This window comes from Empedobacter sedimenti, from assembly GCF_030005555.1.
Taxonomy (GTDB): domain Bacteria; phylum Bacteroidota; class Bacteroidia; order Flavobacteriales; family Weeksellaceae; genus Empedobacter; species Empedobacter sedimenti.
The window spans coordinates 45,335-71,180 of record NZ_JASCQG010000010.1; the positions used below are offsets into that span (position 1 = coordinate 45,335).

Genomic DNA, 25,846 nt, shown 5'->3' on the forward strand with positions numbered 1-25,846 from the left:
AGGATGAAATAATTGATTTATTGAGGTGAATCTAATTTGAGTTTTAGAGACTGCAATAATCGTTTTTCAAAATCATGAATAATAATTTCAGCCCAAAAGTTTCCATACCAATTTAGTTTAGAAGTTATTTGATATTCGCAGGAAAGAGTAATTTTTGTTTGTGTTGAATTTATTTTTTCTAAACGATAATTTATATTTTCAAACCTAAAATAATTTCCTTTCAATATATGTTGATCTGTTGGTTTTTGACGAAGTTTAGATTTTGAAATATCTATTTTGAAATTTACAAATTTGTTTTCTTCCAATTCTGTAACATACTCAAATAACTCCAAATCATCTGTAAATTTTCCAATACGAACCAATTGATTATTTTCTATAAATGATGTCGATTTTATTGGTCGCGGAACGCCAATAAATTGATAAAATCCCTCTTTATATTCATCTTGCTTTATTTCTTTGACTTCAATCAAATTAGGGAAAATATTTTCAGGTTGATTATTCACAACAATAGAACTTTCTATAGTAAAGAATTCATTTTTATCAGGAAAAACACTTTCAATTGGAAATAAAAACAACGGCAATAATAAAATTGAGTATAGTTTTTTATCATTCTCTCTTTCTGCTGTTCTACTCCCACAAATTAATCCTGCAATTCCTGCAACTATTAAAGCTGGAAATCCCAATATTAATCCACAAACCAAATCTTCAATTCCTGTCATTAAGCACGTCATAATATAAATCACAACTGTAATTATTGGATAAAAAAATTGTTTCAATTTTGATTTATAGATTTCTGTAGAAGAATACAAAATCGGAACTACTCCAATAACAACTGGAATCCCGAAAAGGAAGGTATATGTTAGTACACCATTATCAAATATATTGTATGAATTATCACCTATTACAAACCGAAAAAGCAAACCATACAATGCTCCTAAAATAATTCCTATATATTCTGATTTGAACTTCATCGCGTTAATCGCATTTCATTAAATTAAAAATACAATTTATTTTGTAAGGATGGATGAATGTATTGATTTTAATGAAATATTTTATGAAATCAATTTTTAGTTTTTTTAACTCCTTAATTTTCTCAATTATTCTTTTCAGCGTTTCCGCTAGCTCCGTAAAGACAATTTAAGCTTTCTACTTTCTTATTTATCCATCGACCGCTAACCTTTCTCAATTTCCCTTACCACAAAATCCATCTGTCTATCAAAACCAGTTTTTAAATCTTCTGCTTGAAGTGGAATTTCAACATCGGGTTTTATCCCTTTCGCGTCACTTTTAAAATTAGGCATTCGCATTTTATATTGGAAATGGGGAATCCAAACCAACGTTTTGGAATATGGCAAAACAAAAGCTTGACCTCCTGCATTGCTGTAATTACTTCCTTGAGAATATTCGCCGTAGAATTTTCCAATTTTGTATTCGCGTAGTAAAGCCAAAAAATGTCCTGTTGTCGAAAAACAACCTCCATTAATCAGAACGCTCACTTTTCCTTTATATGAATTAGCTTTATTTTGCTGCTTTTTAAACCACCAATCATCGGTATTGGTTGAATTATAACAATTCAAACTATTCATTTTCTTCGTCTCTGATAAATCAATTTCTTCAATATTATCAGGGTTTTGAGCATAATGTTTCCAACTTTTTACACTGTTGTATTTTGCACCATAGTAGTCTAAATAGTAGTAAGGTTTATCCGTCAAGTAAGAAAAAAGATAATTGGCAATGTCAGCTGAACCACCTCCGTTGTCGCGAAGGTCAATAATGAGATTCTTGGTTTTTAGGCTATCAAGTTTAGCGAAAAAATCGTCTAATTGTTTTTTGGCAACCTTTCGATCAGCTTCGTTATAACCATTTGCGAAAGAATGAAATTTCAGAACTGCAATATTATCTTTGCGTATTTCTGTGCTTAATGACGGGATATTTTCAGCGATACTTTTTGTGAAATTTCCGAATGTTATTCCGTTTAAAACAATCTGTTGTTTTTGATTTTTATCATCTAAATATTCAACATCAAATTTATCTGCTTGGTCGTAGATAAAATAATAAAAAGGAAAATTTTTAAACTTTAAATTCAAACCCGATTCGTTTCTTCCTTCAAGATGAATGTATTTTTTAACTTCACTAACAATCGTGGCAATATTTTTTCCGTTTATCGTAAGGATTTGTAAGCCTTTATAATTCTTATTTTCGTTGGTCGATTTATCAAAATAGTATTTATTATTAATTTTATAAATACTGAAAGGAAAAACCTGTTCATCCTTTAATAAAGCAGTAATCTGTCCTCTATCAACTGTTGTGTGCCCATCTTTAATTTTTGCCATCAAAGCCGCCGTAAGTTTATAATAATCTATGATGGAAAGATTGGTTTTAATGGATTTTTTTAAATCAAAATACGTTTTGTCAAACTCCTTTTTAGAAGTGAACATAAACTCCCCCGGATGAATGGTGTTTGTCAAATTGTACAATTCCGTAAACTCTGCAGAAATACTGTCTTTATTGAGAGTTTTCTCCAACAACAAGTTTTTCTGTCCAAAACTAAAATTAATTGCAAATAAAAAAGAGAAGAAAAGTAGTTTATAATTCATTATCCAAATGTTGTTTGTCGTTAATTCCAGATATTTAAACAAAAATACTGAAACATAAATAATTTCTGCTACAAAGAAAGTTCCGCTTGCCAATAATAGAAACTTTTCATTTCGCCAGTATCCATTTTGAATTCGTAAGATATTTTGCTGACTTTGGAAATTTTGACATCAATTTTGGTTTTAAAAAGCCAACCATCATAAGAAAAAGTGTGATATTCACCATTTTCGCCACAGACATCAATACCTTCGGGAAGCAGTTTTGAGAAATTTTCATCGATTTCTTTTCCAATAAAACTTTCGGCCAGCTTGTCGGCTTGTGTTACAATGATTTTGGTTTTAATACCTGATTTTAAAAAGTCTTCAAAAATTTCTTCCGAAGATTTTCCCCAAAGTGGCTCAACGACTTCTATACCTAAAGGATTAAGTTTGCTTTCTCGATACGACTTCACATCTGCCAAAAAAATATCACCAAAAATAAAATGTTTTACACCTTGGTCTTTGAAATGTTCAACTGCTTCGGTCATTCCTTCTTCGTAGGTTTTGGTATCTTTTGATAAAGAAACTGTGTAAAGAGGAATTCCGATGCTTTCCGCTTGCTTCTGTAACAAGATTAAAGGAATTGCATGAATAGAAGACGTTTGCGTATCATCATTAATGGTTGTCAATAAAGAAATGACTTCAAACTCATTTTCTTGAAGAATTTTTTGAAGTGCAAAAGCTGAATCTTTTCCGCCGCTCCAATTAAATACTGCTTTTTTTCTAACACTCATATCTTCTTTTTGTCAATCTTAACCCAACCAATGTACAAAAAATCAAATATAGATTGATAGATTATTTCCCTTTCAATTCCTTAATTTTCTCAATCATTTTTTCGGCATTTCCGTTGGTTCCGCCGAGGCTGATGGCTTTGTTATACCATTCTAACGCCAAATCATATTGCTTGTTAGTAAGATAAGCTTCGCCCAAACTATCGGCAACACTTGCGTTATTCGGGAACTCTTTTACAACCAATTGAAATATTTTGATGGACTCATTAATTTTGCCTGCTCTTAATAATTCGTAACCCAATGTGTTAAGTTCAGTTGGATTTTCAAAACTATACTCTTTTTCGGAAGTATTTTTCAATTGATAATAATTCTCAATCGCTTTATTGACATCAGTTTGTGCCTCTTTTCTTAACGCTTGGTAAATCGATTTTTTAGGGATTTCAAACGATTTTCCCAACATAATATCACGAATGATATGTCCTAAATTCCAAACTTTATTGCGACTGTTGGATGCTAAAATGATGACAACATCATTTTTCATATCATTTAACACCAGCGATTCAAATTTGTAGGAAACACCATTATGACGCTGCAATTCTTCTTCTCCAAAATAATCGCCAAACGACCCGCCTTGATGGTCTTTTGTGTAGGGATTATTCAATAAAGCTTCATAGGATTTTCTGGAAATCAAACGATGATGATCCATCGCATCAATCCATTTGTACATATTATTAGTGTCCATCCAAAGCCAACCGCTGATAAATTCCATTTCTGGACAACGGTTATTATCCATATCGTAGCAAGACGTTCGATTTTTATAGTCCGGTTTTGCGTCAAACACGGAATTGTTCATTTTCAGAGGTTTGATAATATTTTTCTTTACAAAATCTTGGAAAGTCATTCCTGTAATCTTTTCAATAATTCTTCTTTGTAAAAAAACATTGCCATTATCGTATCGGTAATCCTTTCCAGGCTCAAATAACAACGTATCCGTTTTTCTCAAAATCTTCCAAGCTTCTTCATCGTTTTTCGGGACGACGAGTCCGTTTTCTATTCTTGGAATTCCGCTGGCGTAATTAATCAAATGTCTTGTCGTTACTTTTTCCGACCATTTTGGTAAATCTAAATTGTATTTCGAAATCGGGTCGTCAAGATTGAGTTGACCACGTTCTACCAACATCATAATCGCAACGGCATTAAGCTCCTTTGCAATAGAACCAAAATTAAAAATTGAATTTTTTGTTAAGGGAGTTTTTTTCGTTTCGTCTGTATAACCAAATGACTTTTGATAGATGATTTTTCCTTTTTTGACAACCAAAATATTTCCATTGTACAATCCTCTTTCGTAAGATTTTGTCATCAGATAATCTATTTTCTCGGAGACATTTTGAGCGAAAGTGTAGCAAGAAAAAATCAGCAAAAGGAAACTGATATTTCTTGTGAGATTATTTATTTTCATAAATGTCTATTTCTTTGATTCTTTTTCGATTTTTGAAAGCATTTCTTTTGCATTCTGATTGGTCGGCTCCAGCTCCAATACTTTTTGATAATCAGCTTTTGATGCTGCGTAATCTTTTTTATCAAAATAAGCTTCAGCACGGCTATCGTACGCATTTGCTAAATCTGGAAATTGATTAATATTCAAAGTGAAAATCTTTATGGCTTCATCAATTTTGTTATTTCTTAAAAACTCGTAACCCAAAGTATTCAATTCGCTTGCATCTGAGAAATTGTAACCACTCGGATTGTTTGATTTTAGTTTTTTGTAAAGCTCAATACCTTTATCAATGTCTTGCTTTGCCATTTTTTTAATTGTTAACGAAATAGATTCTTTTATGGGTTCAAAAGGATAGTTTTTCCATTGATTTTGATAGGCAATATTTGAAACTATTTCATTGATCAGCTGCATATTTCTGCCGTTGGTCATTACAACAACGCCATTGCCATCTTCCAAACTTCCAATGTAATGGCAAACAAATCCATCATTTCCACCGCTGTGACCAAAGTATTTTGTACCGTTATAATCTTGAACAAATACACCTAAATTGTTATCAAGTCTTTTTATTGACATTTCTTTTGAAAGAATCTTATTGGATTTTCCTTGTAAAGACAATTGCGTTTCGATGATGTATTTTGCCAAATCTGCCGGATTTGTCCACAAACCAGCCGCAGCTTGTTCGGGATAAATATGGTATTTGCCAACAACCTCGACCTTTCCATTGTAACCCGTTGCTAAAAGATTTTGCTTGTCCGGCGATGGCGGTTGATTAAAAGAACTTTGTGTCATTCCTAAAGATTGCAATATGTTTTTTTGCATATAATCCGCATACTTTTCGCCAGTTGTATCTTCCAAAATTAATTGAGAAATGGTCGTTCCGCCTCCCGAATATTGAAACTTTAAACTTGGTTCAAAAATCGAACGAACGGCATCAGAATTTGCAGGTTTTGTGCCATCCAAAATTTGCGTAATTGTAGGCAAATCTTGTCCTCGTTCGTAACCTCCAAAACCACTTACAGAAAGTCCTGCCGTATGATTTAACAATTGAGCGATGTTGATTTTTTTTCCTTTTGAAATAGAATCGTAAGGGAATTTCCACGTTTTCAAAAAGGTATTAATATCCTGATCCAGATTTAATCTTTGATCTTCAACCAACTTTAAAATTCCCAGACTGTTAAACGATTTACTAATCGAAGCTGCCTGAAAAAGCGTTTTCGTGGTTGCAGGTCTTTTCTCAGAAACTTCCGCAAAACCGTATGCTTTTGTCCATTCAATTTTGTAATTTTTAACGACAGCAATACTTACGGCCTTGACTTCATAAAAATCCATGCGTTCTTTTAAAGTCGTTTTTTTAGTTTTAGTCTTGTCCCAAGCGTTTAGATTATTCTCTAAAGATTTGATTTTTTCGTTGACACTTTGACCAAAAGTGAAGCCTGAAAAAATCAGAAAAAGGAAAAGGATTGCATTTTTCATAAGTGAAACCATTTGATTGTGATTCATATTCAATATTAATTATTTTTCCGCAAAACTGCGATAAATAACTTCAGTACGCGACCGACTAAAAAAAGTCGAACTCATTTTCTGGAAAATAATACGATTTTACAAAGCTTCTTTCCTAAAATCGGTCGGCGTTTTCCCTGTGTATTTTTTGAAGGACGTATTGAATGAAGATTTGGAATTAAATCCAACTTGATACAGAATTTCCAAAACGGTTAATTGTTTTTGAGAAGGATCTTTTAGAATTTTCATTGCTTTTTCGATTCGGTATTCATTTACAAAATCAAAAAAATGTTTGTCCATGTACAAATTAATCAAAACCGATAAATCTTTCACGGGCATTTTGACTTGCTCCGCCAAATCCTGAATCGTTAACGAAGAATCCAAATAAGGTTCATTTTTAAGCATAAAATCTTTTAAAGATTCGATTGCTGTATTTTTCTCCTCATTAATTTGGGGATTCGGTTTTTCTTCGGAAACGACTTCTTTAATCGGTTTTAAATCCGAATTCACACCACGGAAAAAATCGGGATTGTTTAATGCTACAAATAGATACCAACAGGTACAGACAAAAAAAGAAATACCATCAAGCATCACAATCCATTCTCTCAATTCGCCGAAACCATAAGTAAAAGTAACCCACCATCTTATCAATACTAAAAAATGTACAACATAAAATAGAATGTTGATCTTGTAAAGTGCATTAAGAATCGAAATATTGGGATTGGTATAATTCTCGAGATAGACCGTTTTCGATTTTCTAATCACCAAAAATGAAGCAATGAAATAAACCTGAAATAGAACTTCGAAAAGAATGTGGAAAAAGTCCATAATTGGCGATGCTCCCAACCCATTGATGAAACTGATTTTCCCTGCTCTATCTTGAAAATAAATCCCATACGCCATATACAAATTGAACGCAATAAAAGGAACGATATGCCATAAATATTTCGGGTTTAATCGAAATTTGGTATAACAGACTGACAAAACGTACAAGTAAAATGAGGCAGGAAAAATATAATTAAGACTCCAACGGAAAGCCTCAAGCTTCATATAATTGATAGGGAAATCACGCATCAAAAACTTCAACCCATCTGCAGCAGTCGTAAAAAGAAAAAATGCCAGCAAACAATTGGACAGTTTGTGCTTTGTCTTTACTGTTACCAAAAATAAGGCAAGGACAAGCACAAGGAAAATCCCAATAAAAGCGGCTATTTCTTTAAAAGTGAAGTTGTCCATTTTGTTTTGAATACAAAATCAAATGTAATATTTTTTCACCTCTTTGAGAAAATACATTTTTTTATAAAAAACTACATACAATGCTCATCCATACCATTTAGCTGAAGTGCTTCTTTGGCTGGCGAGATAAAAGGAATATCTAGTTCTAATCCGCGAAGAATAAATAATACACCCAAAATAAGTGTGATAATTGGTAAGATTTTCAGGATAGTTTGGCGCTGTTTCACAGATAAAAAATTACCAAATAAAACGGTTGCAAACATCAAAGGTAATGTTCCAAGTCCGAAAAAGAACATAAACATTGCGCTCTTGTAAATAGATCCTAAACCAATGGCCGCTGTAAGTGAAGCGTAAACCATTCCACAAGGCAACAATCCATTTAATAGTCCAATAATATAAAGTGATGATGAATCTTTCTTTATTAAGTATTTCCCTAATGCAAGCTTTACTTTTACCATTAAAGCATTGATTGGGCGAAGTTGTGTTGCTCCATTTTCGTAGAATTTTGGAATCATGACCATAATAATCATCAAAACCCCAATCAAAATACTTAAATAATTTTGTAAACCTGCGAAAGAAAGTGATTCGCCAATCAACCCTAAAATTGCACCAAGAATTGTATACGTTGTAACTCGTCCTAATTGATAGGTTAAATTACGAAGTGTAAATTTTAGTTTGTTCTGAGATTCTAATCCCAAAGATAAAGCAATAGGTCCGCACATCCCCACGCAATGCAAGGATGATGTAAGACCTATAGAAAGTGCTATTATGATTATTGTGAAATCCATCGAATGGACTTTTTAATCAAATACGTTTGTTTGTTTTCTGTCCAGCTTAATGTTAACTCATATTCTCCATTAATTAACTTGGCTGAAGAAACTAAAAAATTCTTTTTATCCGTTAATTTGATTGGTAACTTTACGTCTTTTGTTTCGTCGTCGTTACGCATCAAATAAATATCTCCTTTAAAATCAGCCGCAGTAGTTTCAGGAAATTGAAACAAAAATCCATTGGCTTGAGTAATAATTTCTGGTTTTTCGGCTAAAACGTTTGCACGTTTTTCAGCATTAATTTCGTCTTGAAAATGCAATTCTTTTTCATAGTAATTATCCGTTACCATTCCGCCTGTATCTCCTGCAAAATATAACAATGACAAAATAAAGATGATAAAACATCCTAAGGCAATTGCTACATAATGTCCCCAATTTAACTTCATAATTTCTAATATTTGAATGGAGCTGAGAAGCTCGTTTCGTATTTATCGATTACTTTTCCTTTACTGTTAACTAAACCTATTACAACTTTTTCTTTGTATGATTTAATCTCGTTCATCGGAATTTTAAGGAAGAATTTTCCTTGAACGATTTGACCTTTTTCCATGTTCAATTTGTTTGAACCTTCATACATTTCGACCTTTGAGTTTTTATGTGATAAAAGCTGTACAGAAACAATTTGATCTTCATTTGTTTTATTGTACAAAGTATATTCAAACTGATTAACGTAATATTGTCCTTCTACTTTATAATCTGTTCCTGGAACTTTAAGATATTTAGATTCTACATCAGAACGAGAGAATAAGAAAGCTGTCATTGCACCAATTAATAGTAATAATGCAAATGTATAGGCTGCTAATCGTTTTGTAAACTTGAATTTTTCTCCACGTTTGATATCGTCTTCTGATGCATAGCGAATTAGTCCTGTTGGTAAACCAACTTTTTCCATTACTTCGTCGCAGGCGTCAATACAAGCAGTACAGTTTACACACTCTAATTGAATTCCGTTACGAATATCAATTCCAGTAGGACAAACAACTACACATTGTCCACAATCTATACAATCACCTTTTCCTTCGGCTTTGCGATCTTCATTCTTTTTGAATTTAGCACGACCAGAAGTTCCTTCTCCACGTTTAAAATCATATGTAACATTGATTGTGTGCGAATCAATTAATACCCCTTGGAAACGTCCGTAAGGACAAACCAATGTACAAGCTTGTTCGCGAAACCATGCAAATACAAAGTAAAACATCGCAGAAAAGAATACTAACCCAACTAATGTTCCTACATTATCTGCTGGTCCTTCTTTTATGACTGCGTATAAGGCGTCAGCTCCAATAATATATGCTAAGAAAACATTTGCTATGATAAATGAAATGATTGCAAAGATGGTCCATTTCAATAATTTTTTACGAATTTTTTCTTCGTCCCATTCCTGTTTGTCTAATCGCATTTGTTTAGCTCGATCGCCTTCGATAGCATATTCTATTTTACGAAAAACCATTTCTAAGAAAATAGTTTGTGGGCAGACCCAACCACAGAACAATCGACCATAAGCCATCGTAAATAATACGATGAAAATAATTGTGGTAATCATTCCTAAGGCTAAAAGGAAAAAGTCTGATGTAAAGAATGGAAATCCAAATAAAACGAATTGACTATGCAAAACATCAAATTTAAATAAAGGATTACCATTAGGTAATTTCACAAACGGAGTTACTAACAATATTGCTAATAATACATAACTGACATAGGTTCTGTAATTCGTAAACTTTCCGTGAGGTTTCTTTGGGTATACCCATTTACGCTCACCAGTAGTCTCCATAGTACCAATTGATGAACGTACACCTTCGTTCATTTGACTATTTTCGTCTAAATAATCATCTAACTTAAATTCATCCCTTTTATCTGAATTCTGAGCACTCATCTTACTGAATTTTATATTAATCAAAGATACGACTAAAAATAAAAAGAGAGCTTATAAATAAGCTCTCTTCTACTATGATATTTGTTGTTTTAGATAAATCTAAATTACTTTTGTTTCCACGCTTCCATCAAGTCACCTTGCTTATCTGCAGCTCCTTCAGCAACAGTTTTCGTAGGCTCTTTTTGGTTGATGTAATAAACGTAAGAAGCAATTTTTTCGATTGCTAAACCTGATAACTCTTTACGTTGACCGAAAGGTCGCATCTGAGGATTTTTTGGAGATCCATCATAAATGATATGATAAATGTTTTTGAACAAACTATCTTCTACATGATTAACCCAGTAATCATCTGTTAAGTTTGGTCCAATACCACCTTTACCACCTTCCATGTGACATTGTGTACAGTTTTGCTCGAACAATTTTTTTCCTTGCTCTACCATTGCAGGATCGTTAGATTTGTTTACAGCTCCTGTGATATCAATATCATTAGCAACTGCCCAAACACTATCTCTCTCGTTAAGGTATACCATTTCTTCTTCAAATTCTTTATCAGAGTGTGCAAAGTCTGTAAAGCTATAAGCCATTACATAAACTACCATAAATACTACACCAAAGTAGAATAATGATAACCACCATTGTGGTAAAGCGTTGTCTAACTCTTTAATTCCATCAAAACCGTGATCTAAAATGATTGCTTCTTCTTCTGCGTCTGATTGTTTTTTACCAGCACTGCTGAATAATCTTTTGAAGTAACCGATTTTACCATCAGCAAGGTATTGATTTTGTTCTTCAGTTGATAAACGTTTGAATTTTTCTGCCTCAACAACTTTATTTAAAGCATTGATAATTAAAAGCATCACAATTGCAACTGCCAAAACAGCCCAGAAGATTCCTTGTGCAAAAACATGTTTCAAGTGCTCATATAAATTGTGCATCATTCCTTGAAAACCTGGTTCTGGCACCACATCTACTGGCGTAACCATTGTAAACGCTAAGATAACTGCTAATAGCGTTAACGGTATAAAAATATAAGCCGGGGTACGTTGTCTCATTTTGTATTATTTTTTTCTTTCTCTTCTGGTTCTAAATCTAATGCTGCAGACTCGTTGTCTTTATAATAACCTTTTGGTTTTTTCATTACTCGAACAAATATCGTTACGAAAACGGTAATAAATCCGATTAAGATTAAGGTCTGCAACAAAGATGCATACTCATACTGAGATAGGAATTCTTTATAATATTTTAACATTAGTTACTTGCTGTCTCTACTTGTTCAGCTTTGATATCTGTTCCTAAACGTTGTAAGTAAGCAATTAAAGCTGTAATCTCACGATCTCTTAATGGAACAAATTCTTTGCCTTCTTTTTTCGCTTCAGCTTCTTTTTTTGCGTATAACTCTTTCAAGTCACTTGCATCTTTAAAGATTGTTTGCTCAATAGCTAAAGCTTGCTTATCCATAGAAATCTTCATGCTATCAAAATCTTCATCTTGATAAGGAACACCTAATGCAACCATTGATTTCATTTTATCACGCGTTAACTCTCGGTCTAATTTATTTTCAATTAACCATGGGTAACGTGGCATGATTGATCCATCTGATGTAGAACGTGGATTCCACATATGTTTGTAATGCCAAGCATCTGGATTTTTACCTCCTTCGCGGTGTAAATCTGGACCTGTTCTCTTAGAACCCCATAAGAATGGGTGATCGTATACGAATTCTCCCGCTTTAGAGTATTCACCATAACGTTTTACTTCGTCACGGAATGGACGAACCATTTGCGTGTGACAAGCATTACATCCTTCACGAATATATAAATCACGACCTTCTAACTCTAATGGAGTATAAGGTTTGATACTTGCGATTGTAGGTACATTAGATTTAACAACGATTGTAGGAACAATCTCTACTAAACCACCAACTGCTAATGTTAATACAGCTCCGATAGTTAAAACGATTGGAGTTCTTTCAATCCAAGAGTGAACACCTTCTCCTTGTGTACGCGCAGCTGTTTTTGGAGCTAAAGCAGGAGCTTCTGCTTCTTCGTTTGCTACAAAGTATCCAGCTTTTGCTGTTTTCCATACATTGATAATCATTAATACTGATCCGATCAAATATAATGTACCACCAAATGCACGTAATGGATATAACCATTTTTTAAGAATTGTAACTGTTTGTAAGAAGTTACCATATTCTAATGTTCCGTCTGCTGCAAATTGTTTCCACATTAAACCTTGTGTCCATCCTGCAACATACATAGGAATTACCCAGAATAAGATACCAAAAGTACCAATCCAGAAGTGAGCATTAGCCATCTTAACAGATGCTAATTTTGTGTTGAATAATTTTGGTGCTAAGTAATAGATCATACCAAAAGCGATAAATCCATTCCATCCTAAAGTACCTACGTGTACGTGAGCAGGAACCCAGTCTGTAAAGTGACCAATTTTATTTAATGTTTTTGTTGCTAACATTGGACCTTCAAAAGTAGCCATACCATAACAAGTTAAAGCAACTACGAAGAATTTCAATACAGGATTTTCTCTTACTTTATCCCATGCACCACGTAATGTTAATAAACCATTTAACATACCTCCCCAAGATGGAGCGATTAACATGATAGAGAAACCTGTTCCTAAAGCTTGTGCCCAACCTGGTAATGCTGTATAAAGCAAGTGGTGAGGACCAGCCCAGATATAAATAAAGATTAATGACCAGAAGTGGATAATAGATAATTTGTATGAGAATACAGGTCTATTTGCCGCTTTAGGTACAAAGTAATACATTAATCCTAAGATAGGTGTAGTTAAGAAGAAAGCTACGGCATTGTGTCCGTACCACCATTGTACTAATGCATCTTGAACCCCTGAGTATAATGAATACGATTTTGGAGCTGATAAGCTAAAAGTAACTGGAATTTCTAAGTTATTAAAAACGTGTAACATTGTAATTGCAGCCCAAGTTCCGATAAAGAACCAAATTGCTACATACAAGTGACGTACACGACGTTTAGCAATCGTTAAGAACATTTGCGTTCCGAACAATACCCAAACAAGTGCAATCAAAATATCAATTGGCCATTCGTGCTCAGCATACTCTTTAGAAGTATTGTATCCTAAGATGAATGTTACAAATGATAATACAATAAATAATTGCCATCCCCAGAAAATTATCCAGCTTAAAACATCGCTGTACATTCTGGTTTTCAACAACCTTTGCATTGAATAATAAGCTCCGGTAAAGAAAGAGTTACCAACAAAGGCGAAAACCGCAAATGTTGTGTGTATCATTCTTAATCTACCAAAACCAAGTTTTCCTTGCGAATTGATTAAACCTTGAATATTCCCTCCAATTGTACCATCATCTGATCCGAAGATGTATTCTGGTAACGTAGGAAAAAACAACAAAGTTGCAACCAATACTCCAAAGAAAAATGCCATAACTGCCCAAAACAATGTGGCATAAAGGAAATACTTTACGATCTTATTGTCGTAACTAAAAGTCTGCATTTGCATTATGAGTCGATTTTATCTTGTGTTTTTTTATCATCTTTTAACATTCTCACTGCGGGAGATTCATCTTCATCAAATTGCCCTTTCTTGTATCCCAAAAAGAATAAAAGAAGGAAAATTGCCCCTAAAGAGACACTAACCAATATCATTAATAATAATATCCCCATAGCCGTACAAAATTACAAAGCTGTAAGTTCTTATCACAATGATTTTGGTCACAGCAGTATTTATATCCCTAATTTAAAATCAGTCTAAATTCCATTTTGTTAATTTATCTGCAATTCGGGTACTTGCCGTTGCAAAAATCAATACGGAAATTGAACTTACAGGCATCAAAATCGCCGCTACAACTGGCTGTAAATAACCAGTTACAGCAAAACTAAGCCCTACAATGTTATACAAGAAACTTATCAAGAAAGCGATCTTTACAAATTTCATTGTTGTTTTAGATAATTTCAAAAAATTTGGAATTGCCTTAAAACTTTTCGCATCTAAAATTCCATCACACGAAGGCGAAAAACTGTTAATATCTTCTGAGATAGAAATTCCGACTGTACTTTGCTTCAAAGCTCCAGCATCATTCAATCCATCTCCAAGCATCATCACTTTTTTTCCTTGTGTTTCTAACGCTTTTATATATTCCAATTTATCTGCTGGTGATTGATTAAAAATCAACTTTGAATTTGCAGGAAAAATTGTTTCTAAATATTCTTTCTCCGAATCATTATCTCCTGACAAAACATGTAATTGATACATATTCAATTCATTTAACAATTCATCCAAACCTTTTCGATATCGATTTGTGTAAACAAATTTACCAAAAACTTCTCCATCAATTGATATAAAAACTTGAGATTGATTCAATATATTTTCATTAAAAATTGCATTCGTAAAACTTCTCGAACCAACTTTTACTTGATGTCCATCTACTTCGGCTTGCTGACCTTTACCTACCACTTCTTCGTAATGCTCAATTGGTAAGTGATCATTCACATTTATTTTTTTATAAAGTGTTCTACTTAACGGATGATTTGAATTTCTAATCAGTGTTTTTACCAACTGCTTCTGATACTCAGACAATTCTTTTCCTTCGTATGTAACTTGTGCTTCATCACTTTCTGTTATTGTTCCCGTTTTATCAAAAACAATATCTGTAATTTTGTCCATACGTTCTACGGTAGACGTATTTTTTACATACAACTTTTTGTTCCCAAAAATTCGCATCATATGTCCCAAAATAAATGGAGAAGAAAGTCCTAGCGCACACGGACAAGCGATAATCAAAATAGATGTAACAACCTCTAATATTTTTGAAGTATCATGAAAATACCAGTAAACGGCTGAAATTGCTGTAATAATCAAAATGATTATAGTAAAATAATGACTAATTTTATTGGTAAGTGCATTTAGTTCTGATTCTTCTTTCTGGAAAGCATCATTGTTCCACAATTGTGTTAAGTAACTCTGATTAACATCCGAAATAATTTCCAACTCAATCGCATGACCAGATTGTTTTCCTCCTGCAAAAATTTTATCTCCTGCTTTTTTAGGAATTAAACGCGATTCTCCCGTTACAAATGAGTTATCAATCATTGCTTCGCCTTTCATCAAAATCGCATCAGCTGGAATAATTTCTTCATTTCTGATTAAGATTCGATCGCCTTTTTTCAATTCTGACAACAAAATTGGTAATTCGTGTCCATTTTCAATTTTAGCAACCGCAATAGGATAAAATGATTTATAATCTCTATCAAACGCTAATGCTTGCATTGTTTGTTGTTGAAACCATTTTCCTGTCAACATCAGAAACAGAAGCATCGCTAATGTATCAAAATAACCAGGTGAAATATCGAAAATGATATCATAAGTTGATTTGAACATAATCACAATGATTCCCAATGCAATTGGCACATCAATGTTGATGTATTTATTTTTAAGACCTTGCCAAGCCGAAACAAAATAATCGGTAGATGAATAAAAGAAAACAGGAAGTGATAAGGCAAACATCGTCCAACGGAAGTAACCTTTGTTCTGATCTAACCATTGTTCTTTCACATTTCCAAAAACCTCAACATACTCTGGGAACGATAAAAGCATAATATTCCCAAAACAGAAACCTGCAATAACCAATTTGCTCACCAAAGAACGATCGACTTTACTTTTCTTCTTTTTGTCTAAAGTTTTAAGATTAATAGATGGTTTGTAACCCAGATTTGTGATAAATCTAGCTAAATCTCCTAACTGCAAATCTGCGTCACGATAGGTAATCTGAACCGTTTTTTGCGTAAAATTGACATTAGATGAAATAATATTTGGATTAATTGTATCCAAACTCTCTAACAGCCAAACACAAGAAGTACAGTGCATAACTGGCACAAAAAACGAAACAACGGTAACACCATCATCAGAAAAATCGACTACTTTGTCAAAAATTTCTTTGGTATTTAAAAAATCAAACTGATGATTACTCTTCGCATCAGGTCGTACACCTGCATTTCGATTAAGATCATAATAATCCTTAAGATCATTTATATTCAAAATCTCATAAACCGTCTTACAACCCTGACAACAAAAGTCTTTTTCATCGAACTGAATAACCTCTTCTTCAATTCGTTGACCACAGTGAAAACAATTCTCTTCCATACTATTTTACAAAATTACTTTCCTTTTACCAGAAATAACGTTAACTTTGTATGAATTAAGTCATAACTATACGATATGCCAGAGTTTAATGAGAATGTAGAGTCGATAAGAGCAATGTTTGATAACCCAGAATCTTTTGGAGTTTTTACCAAAGAAGAATTACTGGAGTTTGAACAGGAGAAGAAAATTATTAATCTGAAAAAAGGTGACGAAATTATACAAGAAGGAAATACGCCAAAGGGTATTTATTGTGTAATGAAAGGAACTGCAAAACTTTTCAAGATTGGTTTCAATGGAAAAGAGCAAATTCTACGTTTTATTAATGAAGGTGATATAATTGGTTATCGTTCTATTTTGAGCCAAGAAGTTTTTGGAGCTTCTGCAACTGCAATGACGTCGATAGAAATCTATTATATTCCTGAAAAATTCTTCTTAAAATTATTAGAAGTTAATCCTAAATTAGCATTCAATATTTTGCAAAGAATTGCGAAAGATTTAGGTGAATATGCACGTACAATTACTTATTTAGCCCAAAAAACAGTTCGCGAGCGTTTAGCAGAAGTTTTAATTTTATTAGAAGGAAAGTTAGGAACGGACAAGGATGGTTTTATCAACATTTCGTTAACGCGAGAAGAAATGGCGAATTTGATTGGTACTGCAACAGAATCTGCAATTCGTTTGATTTCTGAATTTAAAACAGATGAGTTGATTGAAGTTGAAGGAAGAAAAATCAAAGTTTTAGATCACCAAAAATTAACTAAATTAGGTCACGTTATTTTATAAAAAATATACTATATACAATAAAAAAAGTCGCTTATATAGCGACTTTTTTATTATCATTTTATTTCAACTTCATGTAATAATCTTTCAGTGTAGGATCCATTTTTTCTACTGCGTAACGTAAAGTTGTTCGCGGCAATTTTAACGTATATTCATCTAAGAAATGAATTAACTTTTCATCATCTTTTTTACCCATTTCGCGTAACATCCATCCGTTTGCTTTGTGCATTAAATCATGTGGATGATTAAGATTTATCACTACAATTTCTGGCACAACATCCAATACTTTTTTCCGGATATAATAATTGGTTGAAACAATTGCGATTCGTTTTTCCCACATATCATCGGATTGTGCTAAATCAAATAATAAATTTTCTTGATTATGATGAAAGCAATAATGCCCCAAAATATTATAACAACTTGTGTCTACCAAATCCCAGTTATTAATGTAAGTAGTATTAGATAAATAAAAATCTACAATACGCTTTTGCTCATCAATATCTTTTGATTTTTGATATTTTGAAACTAACATCAACAATGCTGTCAAACGGTATTCGTGAATGGTTGATTGTAACAACTCTTTGAGTTCATCTAAAGAAATAGCCAAATAAAACTCTTTTGCTACCAATCGCTGATTAGGAACTGTAATTCCCAAAAACTGATCACCTTCACCATACTCGCCTTTACCTGTCTTGAAAAAGCGCTTCATAATTTCTGCTTTACCTTCTTCAACTAAATCTTGCAATGAGTTTCTTACTTGATTTACAACCATAATTATTAAATTAATACTGAAGTTAACAAAAAAAAAGAGTTCAATAGCTCGAACTCTTTTTTTTTTATTTATTGAATATCTTATTCTTCTGTTTCTTCCTCCTCATCATAATACTGAAAAAGGAAATTATTGTAAGGAAAACGTTTTGTGTGAATATTTTTCACTTCTTCATAAATTGTTTTGCGTAGCTCCTCTAAATTATCTTTTTCTGTTGCAGAAATAAATAATGTTGGATAATCTGTCTTAGCAAACCAAGTACGTTTCCAATCTTCAAGCGAATAATTTTCGAATTTCTTTTCAGTCAAATCATCATCATCTTGTTTAACATACGAAAAATTATCTATTTTATTAAAAACCATCACAGTAGGCTTTTCTTTAGATTCTATTTCGGCTAAAATTTGATTCACAGAATTGACATGATCCTCAAAACTTGGATGCGAAATATCTACAACATGCACCAACAAATCTGCTTCACGAACCTCATCTAACGTAGATTTAAAAGACTCTACTAATTGAGTTGGCAACTTGCGAATAAATCCTACTGTATCCGTTAATAAAAAAGGCAAATTACCAATTACAACCTTACGAACTGTTGTATCTAATGTCGCAAATAATTTATTTTCAGCAAAAACCTCTGACTTAGATAAAACATTCATTAACGTAGATTTACCCACATTTGTATAACCAACTAAAGAAACACGAACCAATTGTCCACGATTCTTACGTTGAGTAGCCATTTGTTTATCAATACCTTTCAGTTTCTCTTTCAGTAATGTGATACGATCACGAATAATACGTCTATCCGTTTCAATTTCCGTTTCTCCAGGCCCACGCATACCAATACCTCCACGCTGACGCTCTAAATGGGTCCACATACGTGTTAATCGTGGTAATAAATATTGATATTGTGCCAACTCTACTTGCGTACGCGCATATGAAGTTTGCGCACGTTGAGCAAAAATATCTAAAATCAACTGTGTTCTATCAATAATTTTTCGATTCACCACTTTCTCAATATTTTTCAATTGAGAAGGAGTTAATTCGTCATCAAAAATAACCGTATCTATATCATACTCTTCTACAAAAGCTGTGATTTCATCTAACTTTCCGCTTCCTACAAAAAATTTAGAATCTGGTCGATCCATTTTTTGAGTAAAACGTTCTCCAACTGTAGCTCCTGCTGTATAAGCTAAGAACTCCAATTCGTCCATGTATTCAGTCAGTTTTTCCTCAGATTGTTCACGAGTGATCAATCCTACTAAAACAACTTTTTCGTATTGTGTTTCTTGTTTTTCTAACATATATTACTGCAAAAATAAAGTAAAGTTTTTGATGTAACAGAACTTTAGTAAAAATCTTGCCATTTTATAGATTTAATCAAAATCAATTACAAATTAACCTTTTTTAAAATTATTTAGAACAAAAAAGCTATTACATTTCAATAAAACTAAACTTTTTCTTTTTTTTAAATTATTCATTGTCAATTGAAATATACTTTATAAATTTGTTTCAACAAAAAAGTAAAAATGTACACAATTCAGTTCCATCATCATCATTATCATACTTGCACTCAAGCGAGCTGATTGTGATATGGACATGTGTCAATGATATATCAAATCCCGTTTGAGTAAATCGAACGGGATTTTTTTATTCTTTCAAATTAAAAACTTTTCGATTTACTCAAACTTAAAAATATAAAATACTATAAATGAGTAAATTAAAAATAGCCATTCAGAAAAGTGGTCGATTAAGTGAAAAATCACTCGAATTATTAAAAGATTGCGGGATTAAAATCTCAACAAGTAATCGAAAACTAAGAACAGAATCTCCAAATTTCCCTATCGAAGTTTTATTTTTACGCGACGATGATATTCCTCAATATGTAGAGCAAGGCGTTGCTGACATCGGAATTTTAGGTGAAAATGAAGTATGGGAAAAAGATAAAGATGTTGCACAAATTCGTCAATTAGGATTTGCAGCATGCAAATTATGTTTAGCTATTCCTAAAGATGAAATTTATACTGATTTAAGTTATTTTCAGGATAAAAAAATCGCGACTTCTTATCCGAAAATTCTTCAAAAATTCTTCGACGAGAAAGAAATCAATGTCAAAATTGAAGAAATTGGCGGAAGCGTAGAAATTGCGCCAAGTATTGGTCTTGCAAATGCTATTTTTGATATTGTGTCTACAGGTTCTACTCTACTTACAAACGGTTTGAAACAAGTTGAAACTGTTGTTGAATCTCAAGCTGTTTTAATTGCAAATAAAAATCTTGACGCTGAAAAACAAGCTATTGTAGATCGTCTTTTATTCAGAATTGAAGCAGTAAAACAATCTTCTGAGAATAAATACATTTTATTAAATGCACCAAACGAAAAACTAGAAGAAATCATTGCTTTATTACCTGGAATGAAATCTCCAACCGTTTTACCATTGGCCGAAGAAGGGTGGTCATCTATCCACACCGTCATTAAAGAAGATACTTTTTGGGACATCATCGAACAATTGAAAGCTTTAGGTGCCGAAGGAATTTTAGTGTTAGAAATTGAGAAAATGATTTTATAATTTTTGATTGACGATTTACAATTTACGATTGAATCGTAATTCGTAATTCTAAAATCGTAATTCGTAACAAAATGCAAACATACATTAACCCTCAACTTTCGGATTGGTCAGACTTAACGGCTCGACCAACGAAAGAAGCACAAGATTTACAAAAGATCGTTTTAGATGTTTTTGGAAAGATTCAAACCAAAAAAGATCAAGCTTTAATTGATTTTACCGAACAATTTGACAAAGTTAAATTAACTTCTTTGGAAGTTGCTACAGAAGAAATTGAAGAAGCAAAAAGCTTAATTTCTGAAGAATTGAAACAAGCGATCCAATTAGCCGCTTCGAATATTGAGAAATTTCACGCTGCTCAACGAGAAGAAATTCAAACCATTGAAACAACGAAAGGTGTGAATTGTTGGAGAGAATCTCGCGGAATTGAAAATGTTGGAATTTACATTCCTGGTGGAACAGCTCCTTTATTTTCTACAACGTTAATGTTAGGAATTCCTGCAAAATTGGCGGGTTGTCAAAATATTATTTTATGTACGCCTCCTAACAAAGAAGGAAAAATTCACCCAGCAATATTATATACTGCGAACTTAATCGGAATTGAGAAAATCTACAAAATCGGTGGAATTCAAGCGATTGGCGCATTAACTTTTGGAACAGAAACCATTCAGAAAGTCGATAAAATATTCGGTCCTGGAAATCAATATGTAACTGCTGCAAAACAAGTTGCTCAAAATTTTGGCGTTGCGATTGATATGCCCGCTGGTCCAAGCGAAGTTTTAGTGATTGCAGATGAAACCTCTGTTCCTAAATATGTTGCTGCTGATTTATTATCACAAGCTGAACACGGAATTGATTCTCAAGTGATTTTATTAACAACAAGTGAAAAAATTCTAACTGAAACCATTGTAGAAATTAATGCTCAACTAAAAGTTCTTCCAAGAAAAGAATTAGCTGCTCAAGCTTTAGAAAATTCAAGAGGAATTGTATTGAATTCTATCAATGAATGCGTAAGTTTTTCTAATATTTATGCACCAGAGCACTTAATCTTTGCTTGCGAAACAGCTGAAGAATATATTGATAAAATCATCAATGCAGGTTCTGTTTTCTTAGGAAATTATTCGTGCGAATCGGCAGGAGATTATGCGTCAGGAACTAATCATACCTTACCAACAAATGGTTATGCGAAAAACTATTCGGGCGTCTCTTTGGACAGTTTCATCAAGAAAATCACGTTTCAGAAATTAACAGCAGAGGGAATTCAAAACATTGGTCCAGCAATCGAATTAATGGCGGAAGCCGAAGAATTATTTGCGCACAAAAATGCAGTGACTTTAAGACTAAATGATCTAAAATCGTAAATCGTAATTCAAAAATTGTAAATGAATACATTCAACATAAACAATATCATTCGTCCCAACGTAAAAGCAATGAAAGCGTATTCATCGGCTCGTGACGAATTTCAAGAAATAAATTACGATTTCGTTTTCTTAGATGCAAACGAAAATCCGTTCAATAATGGATTAAATCGTTATCCAGATCCTTTGCAGCGCAATGTAAAATCGATTTTAAGTGAGTTGAAAAACTTTCCTGCGAATCAGATTTTATTAGGAAATGGCAGCGATGAAGTGTTGGATTTAATTTTTCGTGCCTTCTGCGAACCGAATCAAGATAATGTTATTGCGATTTCTCCTTCTTATGGAATGTACGGAGTTTTAGCTAATCTAAATGCAATTGAATACCGCAAATCATTATTAAACGAAGCCGATTTCCAACCTAACATCGAAGATATTTTCTCAAAAATTGATGACAACACAAAAATGATTTTCTTGTGTTCTCCGAACAATCCTACGGGAGAAATTATCAAAAGAGATTCGATTTTAGAAATTGTAAAACGTTTCAATGGTTTAGTCATTATCGACGAAGCGTATATTGATTTTGCAAGTGAACCGTCTTTGATTGAAGAAATCAACAATTATCCTAACATAATCGTAACGCAAACTCTATCGAAAGCCGTTGGTTTAGCCGGAATCCGTTTAGGAATTTTATATGCATCTAAAGAAATTGTTGATGTTTTAAATAAAATCAAACCTCCTTATAATATTAACCAATTAACGCAATTAAAAGCGATTGAAATTTTAAGCGATTACGATAAAGTGGTAGCTGCAACAAATACTATTATTCAACAAAAAGAAGTTTTAGAAAATGCTTTAACTGAGATTTCATTTGTAGAGAAAATATATCCAAGCGATGCCAATTTCATTTTAATTAAAGTAGATAATGCGAACGAACGTTACAATCAATTGGTTGAAAAAGGAATTGTTATTCGTAACCGAAACAACGATGATTTATGCAAGAATTGCTTACGTATAACTGTTGGAACGGAACTTGAAAATCAGAAATTAACACAAACACTTAAAACAATATAATTTATGATTGGTGAATTACGAAGAATTATTTACGATTGTTGATAGACGATTTACGATTCTCTATAATGGTAAATCTAAAATACTAACTCGTAAATTCTTTTAATCGTAAATCAAAAATCGTAAATCGTACATTAATTAAATTATGAAAAAAATACTATTCATAGACCGCGATGGAACAATGATTTTAGAGCCAGAAGATTATCAAGTTGATAACTTTTCGAAATTAGAATTCTATCCAGAAGCATTTACTTATTTAGGTAAAATTGCGAAAGAATTGGATTACGAATTGGCGATGGTAACCAACCAAGACGGTTTGGGAACACCTGCAAATCCGGAAGAATTGTTTTGGCCAATACAGAATTTCGTGGTAAAAGCTTTTGAAAATGAAGGCGTGAAGTTCACAGATATTTACATTGACAAAACTTTTGCGCACGAAAATGCACCAACACGTAAACCAGGAACAGCTTTATTGACGAAATACATCAATAATCCTGAATATGATTTAACTAATTCGTTTGTGATTGGTGATCGTATCACGGATGTTAAATTGGCTCAAAATCTTGGCGGAAAAGGAATTTTTATTGCAAATGATGAAGCTTTAGGCGCAGAAGAAATTAACGATAACGAAGGTTTGAATGATGCCATAGCTTTAAAAACAACTTCTTGGAAAGAGATTTATGAGTTCTTAAAACTTCAAAATCGTACCGCTTCTATCGTTCGAAACACCAATGAAACGAAAATCAAAATCGATTTAAATCTTGACGGAACTGGAAAATCGGATATTTCCACGGGTTTACACTTTTTCGATCACATGTTGGATCAAATTGCGCGTCACGGACAAATGGATTTAGTGATAAAAGTTGATGGCGATTTAGAAGTTGACGAACACCACACGATTGAAGATACGGCGATTGCTTTGGGCGAAGTTTTTGGACAAGCTTTAGGCAATAAATTAGGTATCGAGCGTTACGGTTTTACATTGCCAATGGACGATTGTTTGGCGCAAGCAGCGATTGATTTTGGTGGAAGAAATTGGTTGGTCTGGGAAGCGGATTTTAAACGAGAAATGATTGGTCAAATGCCAACTGAAATGTTTTATCACTTCTTCAAATCATTTACGGACGGAGCAAAAGCCAACTTAAATATCAAAGCAGAAGGTACAAATGAGCACCATAAAATCGAAGCGATTTTCAAAGCATTTGCCAAAGCGATTAAAGTGGCGGTGAAACGCGATCCAGAAAAAATGATTTTACCATCGACGAAAGGAATGTTATAAATTTTAGATTGTAGAATTACGATTGACGATTATTTTGATTTTAAAATCGTAAATCTAAAATCTGAATTCGTAAATCAAAATATATGATAGCAATAGTAAAATACAACGCAGGAAATGTAAAATCGGTATACAATGCCGTAACTCGTTTGGGTTATGAAGCAGTAATCACAGACGATTTTGAAACCTTGCGAAACGCAGATAAAGTAATTTTCCCTGGTGTCGGAGAAGCGAGTTCGGCAATGGCTTATCTGAAAGAAAAAGGATTAGACAAAGTCATCAAAAATTTAAAACAACCAACTTTAGGAATATGTTTAGGACAGCAATTGATGTGCGAATATTCGGAGGAAGGAAATACAAATTGTTTAGGAATTTTCCCAATTCAAGTAAAATTATTTCCGTCAAAAGAAATCGTTCCTCACATGGGTTGGAATACCATTTATGATTTTCAAAATATCATCTATAATCTTCCAGCAAAATTATTTGAAAATGTTAAAGAAAACTCCGACATCTATTATGTACACAGCTATTATTGTGAATTATCTAATTTCACGATTGCTAAGACGAATTACATTTTAGAATATTCGGCTGCTTTACATAAAGATAATTTTTACGCAACTCAATTTCACCCAGAGAAATCAGCTGGAATTGGAGAACAGATATTGAAAAACTTTTTAAGTATTTAATTATTTACGATTGTTGATTGACGAATTACGATTAAAAAATCTAAAATCGTAAATCTAAAATTATAAATCCTAAAATCAAACATATGAGAATCATCCCAGCAATAGATATTATCGACGGAAAATGTGTTCGTTTATCACAAGGCGATTACGATACAAAAAAAATATACAACGAAAATCCATTGGAAGTTGCGAAAGAATTTGAGGATTACGGCATTGAATATCTACACTTGGTGGATTTAGATGGAGCGAAATCAAAGCAAATCATAAATTATAAAACCTTAGAATTAATTACGTCTAAAACCAATTTAAGAGTTGATTTTGGAGGTGGAATTAAGGCAAATGATGATATCCGAATTGCTTTTGAATGTGGTGCTAATCAAATTACTGGAGGAAGTATTGCGGTTCAAAATCCGACGTTATTTCAGGAATGGATTAATCAATACGGAAGCGATAAAATCATTTTAGGCGCAGATGCTAAAGACCGAAAAATTGCTACTCACGGCTGGTTAGAAACTTCTGAATTGGATGTGATTGATTTTATCAAAGAATACAAAGCCAAAGGAATTGAGTATGTAATTTGTACAGACATCGCTAAAGATGGTATGTTACAAGGAACTTCAAACGAATTGTATGCAGAAATTTTAGCCGCTGCTGACATCAAATTAATTGCTTCGGGTGGTGTTTCTTCAATCGACGATTTAATTAAAGTGAAAGAATTAGGTTGCGAAGGAGCAATTTTAGGAAAAGCGATTTATGAAGGAAGAATAGATTTGAAGGATTTACGATTGTTGATTTAGCGATTGACGATTGATGATTGATGATTGATGATTATTAATAAATTTAAAAATCAAACATCGTAAATCTAGAACCGTAGATCCAAAATAAA

Annotated in this window: 23 protein-coding genes; 7 read left to right on the top strand and 16 right to left on the bottom strand. The window is 32.9% G+C overall.

What is annotated here, in order from left to right:
* Positions 1–17: 17 nt before the first annotated feature.
* The 14 genes from QHG34_RS10445 to QHG34_RS10510 form a co-directional block, all read right to left on the bottom strand.
* The gene (locus QHG34_RS10445) at positions 18–971 is read right to left on the bottom strand and encodes a hypothetical protein (protein WP_282630131.1); all 954 of its coding nucleotides are present in this window, start codon (positions 969–971) and stop codon (positions 18–20) included.
* A gap of 201 nt (positions 972–1,172) precedes the next feature.
* Positions 1,173–2,597: a S41 family peptidase gene (locus QHG34_RS10450; RefSeq protein WP_282630132.1), complete on the bottom strand. Its 1,425-nt coding sequence runs from the start codon at positions 2,595–2,597 to the stop codon at positions 1,173–1,175.
* 68 nt (positions 2,598–2,665) lie between these two features.
* Positions 2,666–3,367 carry a Dph6-related ATP pyrophosphatase gene (locus QHG34_RS10455; RefSeq protein ID WP_282630133.1) on the bottom strand — a complete coding sequence of 234 codons (702 nt, stop codon included), beginning with the start codon at positions 3,365–3,367 and terminating at the stop codon, positions 2,666–2,668.
* Between the two features lie 61 nt (positions 3,368–3,428).
* Positions 3,429–4,724 carry a serine hydrolase gene (locus QHG34_RS10460; RefSeq protein ID WP_282630134.1) on the bottom strand — a complete coding sequence of 432 codons (1,296 nt, stop codon included), beginning with the start codon at positions 4,722–4,724 and terminating at the stop codon, positions 3,429–3,431.
* A 105-nt stretch (positions 4,725–4,829) separates the two neighbouring features.
* Complete coding sequence (locus tag QHG34_RS10465) at positions 4,830–6,335, bottom strand: serine hydrolase (RefSeq protein ID WP_282630135.1); 1,506 nt, start codon at positions 6,333–6,335, stop codon at positions 4,830–4,832.
* 126 nt (positions 6,336–6,461) lie between these two features.
* Positions 6,462–7,598: a helix-turn-helix domain-containing protein gene (locus QHG34_RS10470; RefSeq protein WP_282630136.1), complete on the bottom strand. Its 1,137-nt coding sequence runs from the start codon at positions 7,596–7,598 to the stop codon at positions 6,462–6,464.
* Between the two features lie 71 nt (positions 7,599–7,669).
* Positions 7,670–8,386 (bottom strand): sulfite exporter TauE/SafE family protein, encoded by a 717-nt coding sequence (locus QHG34_RS10475; RefSeq protein WP_282630137.1) that lies wholly within the window; start codon positions 8,384–8,386, stop codon positions 7,670–7,672.
* Positions 8,371–8,814 carry a FixH family protein gene (locus tag QHG34_RS10480; protein ID WP_282630138.1) on the bottom strand — a complete coding sequence of 148 codons (444 nt, stop codon included), beginning with the start codon at positions 8,812–8,814 and terminating at the stop codon, positions 8,371–8,373. The genes QHG34_RS10475 and QHG34_RS10480 overlap by 16 nt, the downstream gene beginning before the upstream one ends.
* A 5-nt stretch (positions 8,815–8,819) precedes the next feature.
* On the bottom strand, positions 8,820–10,301 hold the full coding sequence (gene ccoG, locus QHG34_RS10485; RefSeq protein ID WP_282630139.1) for a cytochrome c oxidase accessory protein CcoG: 1,482 nt from the start codon (positions 10,299–10,301) through the stop codon (positions 8,820–8,822).
* A gap of 104 nt (positions 10,302–10,405) precedes the next feature.
* Complete coding sequence (locus QHG34_RS10490; protein ID WP_282630140.1) at positions 10,406–11,353, bottom strand: cbb3-type cytochrome c oxidase N-terminal domain-containing protein; 948 nt, start codon at positions 11,351–11,353, stop codon at positions 10,406–10,408.
* The gene (locus QHG34_RS10495; RefSeq protein WP_282630142.1) at positions 11,350–11,550 is read right to left on the bottom strand and encodes a cbb3-type cytochrome c oxidase subunit 3; all 201 of its coding nucleotides are present in this window, start codon (positions 11,548–11,550) and stop codon (positions 11,350–11,352) included. The genes QHG34_RS10490 and QHG34_RS10495 overlap by 4 nt, the downstream gene beginning before the upstream one ends.
* The gene (ccoO, locus tag QHG34_RS10500; RefSeq protein ID WP_282630143.1) at positions 11,550–13,817 is read right to left on the bottom strand and encodes a cytochrome-c oxidase, cbb3-type subunit II; all 2,268 of its coding nucleotides are present in this window, start codon (positions 13,815–13,817) and stop codon (positions 11,550–11,552) included. Before ccoO ends, QHG34_RS10495 begins: the two co-directional genes overlap by 1 nt.
* Entirely contained in the window at positions 13,817–13,981 is a 165-nt protein-coding gene (gene ccoS, locus QHG34_RS10505; RefSeq protein ID WP_019974626.1) for a cbb3-type cytochrome oxidase assembly protein CcoS, read from the bottom strand. The genes ccoO and ccoS overlap by 1 nt, the downstream gene beginning before the upstream one ends.
* 79 nt (positions 13,982–14,060) lie before the next feature.
* A complete protein-coding gene (locus QHG34_RS10510) occupies positions 14,061–16,457 on the bottom strand; it encodes a heavy metal translocating P-type ATPase (protein WP_282630145.1) in 2,397 nt (798 codons plus the stop codon).
* Between the two features lie 75 nt (positions 16,458–16,532).
* On the opposite strand from QHG34_RS10510, the gene QHG34_RS10515 reads away from it, so the two are divergent.
* Positions 16,533–17,240: a Crp/Fnr family transcriptional regulator gene (locus QHG34_RS10515; protein WP_282630146.1), complete on the top strand. Its 708-nt coding sequence runs from the start codon at positions 16,533–16,535 to the stop codon at positions 17,238–17,240.
* A 58-nt stretch (positions 17,241–17,298) separates the two neighbouring features.
* Here the strand turns inward: QHG34_RS10515 and QHG34_RS10520 are convergent, their stop codons facing one another.
* Both QHG34_RS10520 and hflX read right to left on the bottom strand, forming a co-directional pair.
* The gene (locus tag QHG34_RS10520; RefSeq protein ID WP_282630147.1) at positions 17,299–18,009 is read right to left on the bottom strand and encodes a DNA alkylation repair protein; all 711 of its coding nucleotides are present in this window, start codon (positions 18,007–18,009) and stop codon (positions 17,299–17,301) included.
* 80 nt (positions 18,010–18,089) lie between these two features.
* Positions 18,090–19,310, bottom strand: coding sequence for a GTPase HflX (gene hflX / locus QHG34_RS10525; protein WP_282630148.1), 1,221 nt, complete (start codon positions 19,308–19,310; stop codon positions 18,090–18,092).
* Positions 19,311–19,717: 407 nt separating this feature from the next.
* Here hflX and hisG point away from each other — a divergent pair, with 407 nt between their 5' ends.
* From hisG to hisA, 6 genes are all read left to right on the top strand, one after another.
* Positions 19,718–20,575 carry an ATP phosphoribosyltransferase gene (gene hisG / locus QHG34_RS10530; protein WP_282630149.1) on the top strand — a complete coding sequence of 286 codons (858 nt, stop codon included), beginning with the start codon at positions 19,718–19,720 and terminating at the stop codon, positions 20,573–20,575.
* 71 nt (positions 20,576–20,646) lie between these two features.
* The gene (hisD, locus tag QHG34_RS10535) at positions 20,647–21,933 is read left to right on the top strand and encodes a histidinol dehydrogenase (RefSeq protein WP_282630150.1); all 1,287 of its coding nucleotides are present in this window, start codon (positions 20,647–20,649) and stop codon (positions 21,931–21,933) included.
* Between the two features lie 21 nt (positions 21,934–21,954).
* Complete coding sequence (gene hisC, locus QHG34_RS10540) at positions 21,955–23,001, top strand: histidinol-phosphate transaminase (RefSeq protein ID WP_282630151.1); 1,047 nt, start codon at positions 21,955–21,957, stop codon at positions 22,999–23,001.
* A 142-nt stretch (positions 23,002–23,143) separates the two neighbouring features.
* Positions 23,144–24,277 carry a bifunctional histidinol-phosphatase/imidazoleglycerol-phosphate dehydratase HisB gene (hisB, locus tag QHG34_RS10545; protein WP_282630152.1) on the top strand — a complete coding sequence of 378 codons (1,134 nt, stop codon included), beginning with the start codon at positions 23,144–23,146 and terminating at the stop codon, positions 24,275–24,277.
* A gap of 83 nt (positions 24,278–24,360) precedes the next feature.
* A complete protein-coding gene (hisH, locus tag QHG34_RS10550; protein ID WP_282630153.1) occupies positions 24,361–24,960 on the top strand; it encodes an imidazole glycerol phosphate synthase subunit HisH in 600 nt (199 codons plus the stop codon).
* Between the two features lie 83 nt (positions 24,961–25,043).
* Positions 25,044–25,757, top strand: coding sequence for a 1-(5-phosphoribosyl)-5-[(5-phosphoribosylamino)methylideneamino]imidazole-4-carboxamide isomerase (gene hisA, locus QHG34_RS10555; protein WP_282630154.1), 714 nt, complete (start codon positions 25,044–25,046; stop codon positions 25,755–25,757).
* Positions 25,758–25,846: the final 89 nt, after the last annotated feature.

What these genes read in the sequence shown, in the direction of transcription:
- QHG34_RS10460 (WP_282630134.1), bottom strand. Translation starts at nt 4,724, where the DNA reads ATGACAAAATCTTACGAAAGAGGATTGTACAATGGAAATATTTTGGTT.
- hisH (WP_282630153.1), top strand. Translation starts at nt 24,361, where the DNA reads ATGATAGCAATAGTAAAATACAACGCAGGAAATGTAAAATCGGTATAC.
- QHG34_RS10470 (WP_282630136.1), bottom strand. Translation starts at nt 7,598, where the DNA reads ATGGACAACTTCACTTTTAAAGAAATAGCCGCTTTTATTGGGATTTTC.
- ccoO (WP_282630143.1), bottom strand. Translation starts at nt 13,817, where the DNA reads ATGCAAATGCAGACTTTTAGTTACGACAATAAGATCGTAAAGTATTTC.
- hisC (WP_282630151.1), top strand. Translation starts at nt 21,955, where the DNA reads ATGAATACATTCAACATAAACAATATCATTCGTCCCAACGTAAAAGCA.
- hisG (WP_282630149.1), top strand. Translation starts at nt 19,718, where the DNA reads ATGAGTAAATTAAAAATAGCCATTCAGAAAAGTGGTCGATTAAGTGAA.
- hisD (WP_282630150.1), top strand. Translation starts at nt 20,647, where the DNA reads ATGCAAACATACATTAACCCTCAACTTTCGGATTGGTCAGACTTAACG.
- QHG34_RS10520 (WP_282630147.1), bottom strand. Translation starts at nt 18,009, where the DNA reads ATGGTTGTAAATCAAGTAAGAAACTCATTGCAAGATTTAGTTGAAGAA.
- QHG34_RS10455 (WP_282630133.1), bottom strand. Translation starts at nt 3,367, where the DNA reads ATGAGTGTTAGAAAAAAAGCAGTATTTAATTGGAGCGGCGGAAAAGAT.
- ccoS (WP_019974626.1), bottom strand. Translation starts at nt 13,981, where the DNA reads ATGGGGATATTATTATTAATGATATTGGTTAGTGTCTCTTTAGGGGCA.
- QHG34_RS10515 (WP_282630146.1), top strand. Translation starts at nt 16,533, where the DNA reads ATGCCAGAGTTTAATGAGAATGTAGAGTCGATAAGAGCAATGTTTGAT.
- ccoG (WP_282630139.1), bottom strand. Translation starts at nt 10,301, where the DNA reads ATGAGTGCTCAGAATTCAGATAAAAGGGATGAATTTAAGTTAGATGAT.
- QHG34_RS10495 (WP_282630142.1), bottom strand. Translation starts at nt 11,550, where the DNA reads ATGTTAAAATATTATAAAGAATTCCTATCTCAGTATGAGTATGCATCT.
- QHG34_RS10475 (WP_282630137.1), bottom strand. Translation starts at nt 8,386, where the DNA reads ATGGATTTCACAATAATCATAATAGCACTTTCTATAGGTCTTACATCA.
- QHG34_RS10465 (WP_282630135.1), bottom strand. Translation starts at nt 6,335, where the DNA reads ATGAAAAATGCAATCCTTTTCCTTTTTCTGATTTTTTCAGGCTTCACT.
- QHG34_RS10450 (WP_282630132.1), bottom strand. Translation starts at nt 2,597, where the DNA reads ATGAATTATAAACTACTTTTCTTCTCTTTTTTATTTGCAATTAATTTT.
- QHG34_RS10490 (WP_282630140.1), bottom strand. Translation starts at nt 11,353, where the DNA reads ATGAGACAACGTACCCCGGCTTATATTTTTATACCGTTAACGCTATTA.
- QHG34_RS10445 (WP_282630131.1), bottom strand. Translation starts at nt 971, where the DNA reads ATGAAGTTCAAATCAGAATATATAGGAATTATTTTAGGAGCATTGTAT.
- hisB (WP_282630152.1), top strand. Translation starts at nt 23,144, where the DNA reads ATGAAAAAAATACTATTCATAGACCGCGATGGAACAATGATTTTAGAG.
- hflX (WP_282630148.1), bottom strand. Translation starts at nt 19,310, where the DNA reads ATGTTAGAAAAACAAGAAACACAATACGAAAAAGTTGTTTTAGTAGGA.
- QHG34_RS10480 (WP_282630138.1), bottom strand. Translation starts at nt 8,814, where the DNA reads ATGAAGTTAAATTGGGGACATTATGTAGCAATTGCCTTAGGATGTTTT.
- QHG34_RS10510 (WP_282630145.1), bottom strand. Translation starts at nt 16,457, where the DNA reads ATGGAAGAGAATTGTTTTCACTGTGGTCAACGAATTGAAGAAGAGGTT.
- hisA (WP_282630154.1), top strand. Translation starts at nt 25,044, where the DNA reads ATGAGAATCATCCCAGCAATAGATATTATCGACGGAAAATGTGTTCGT.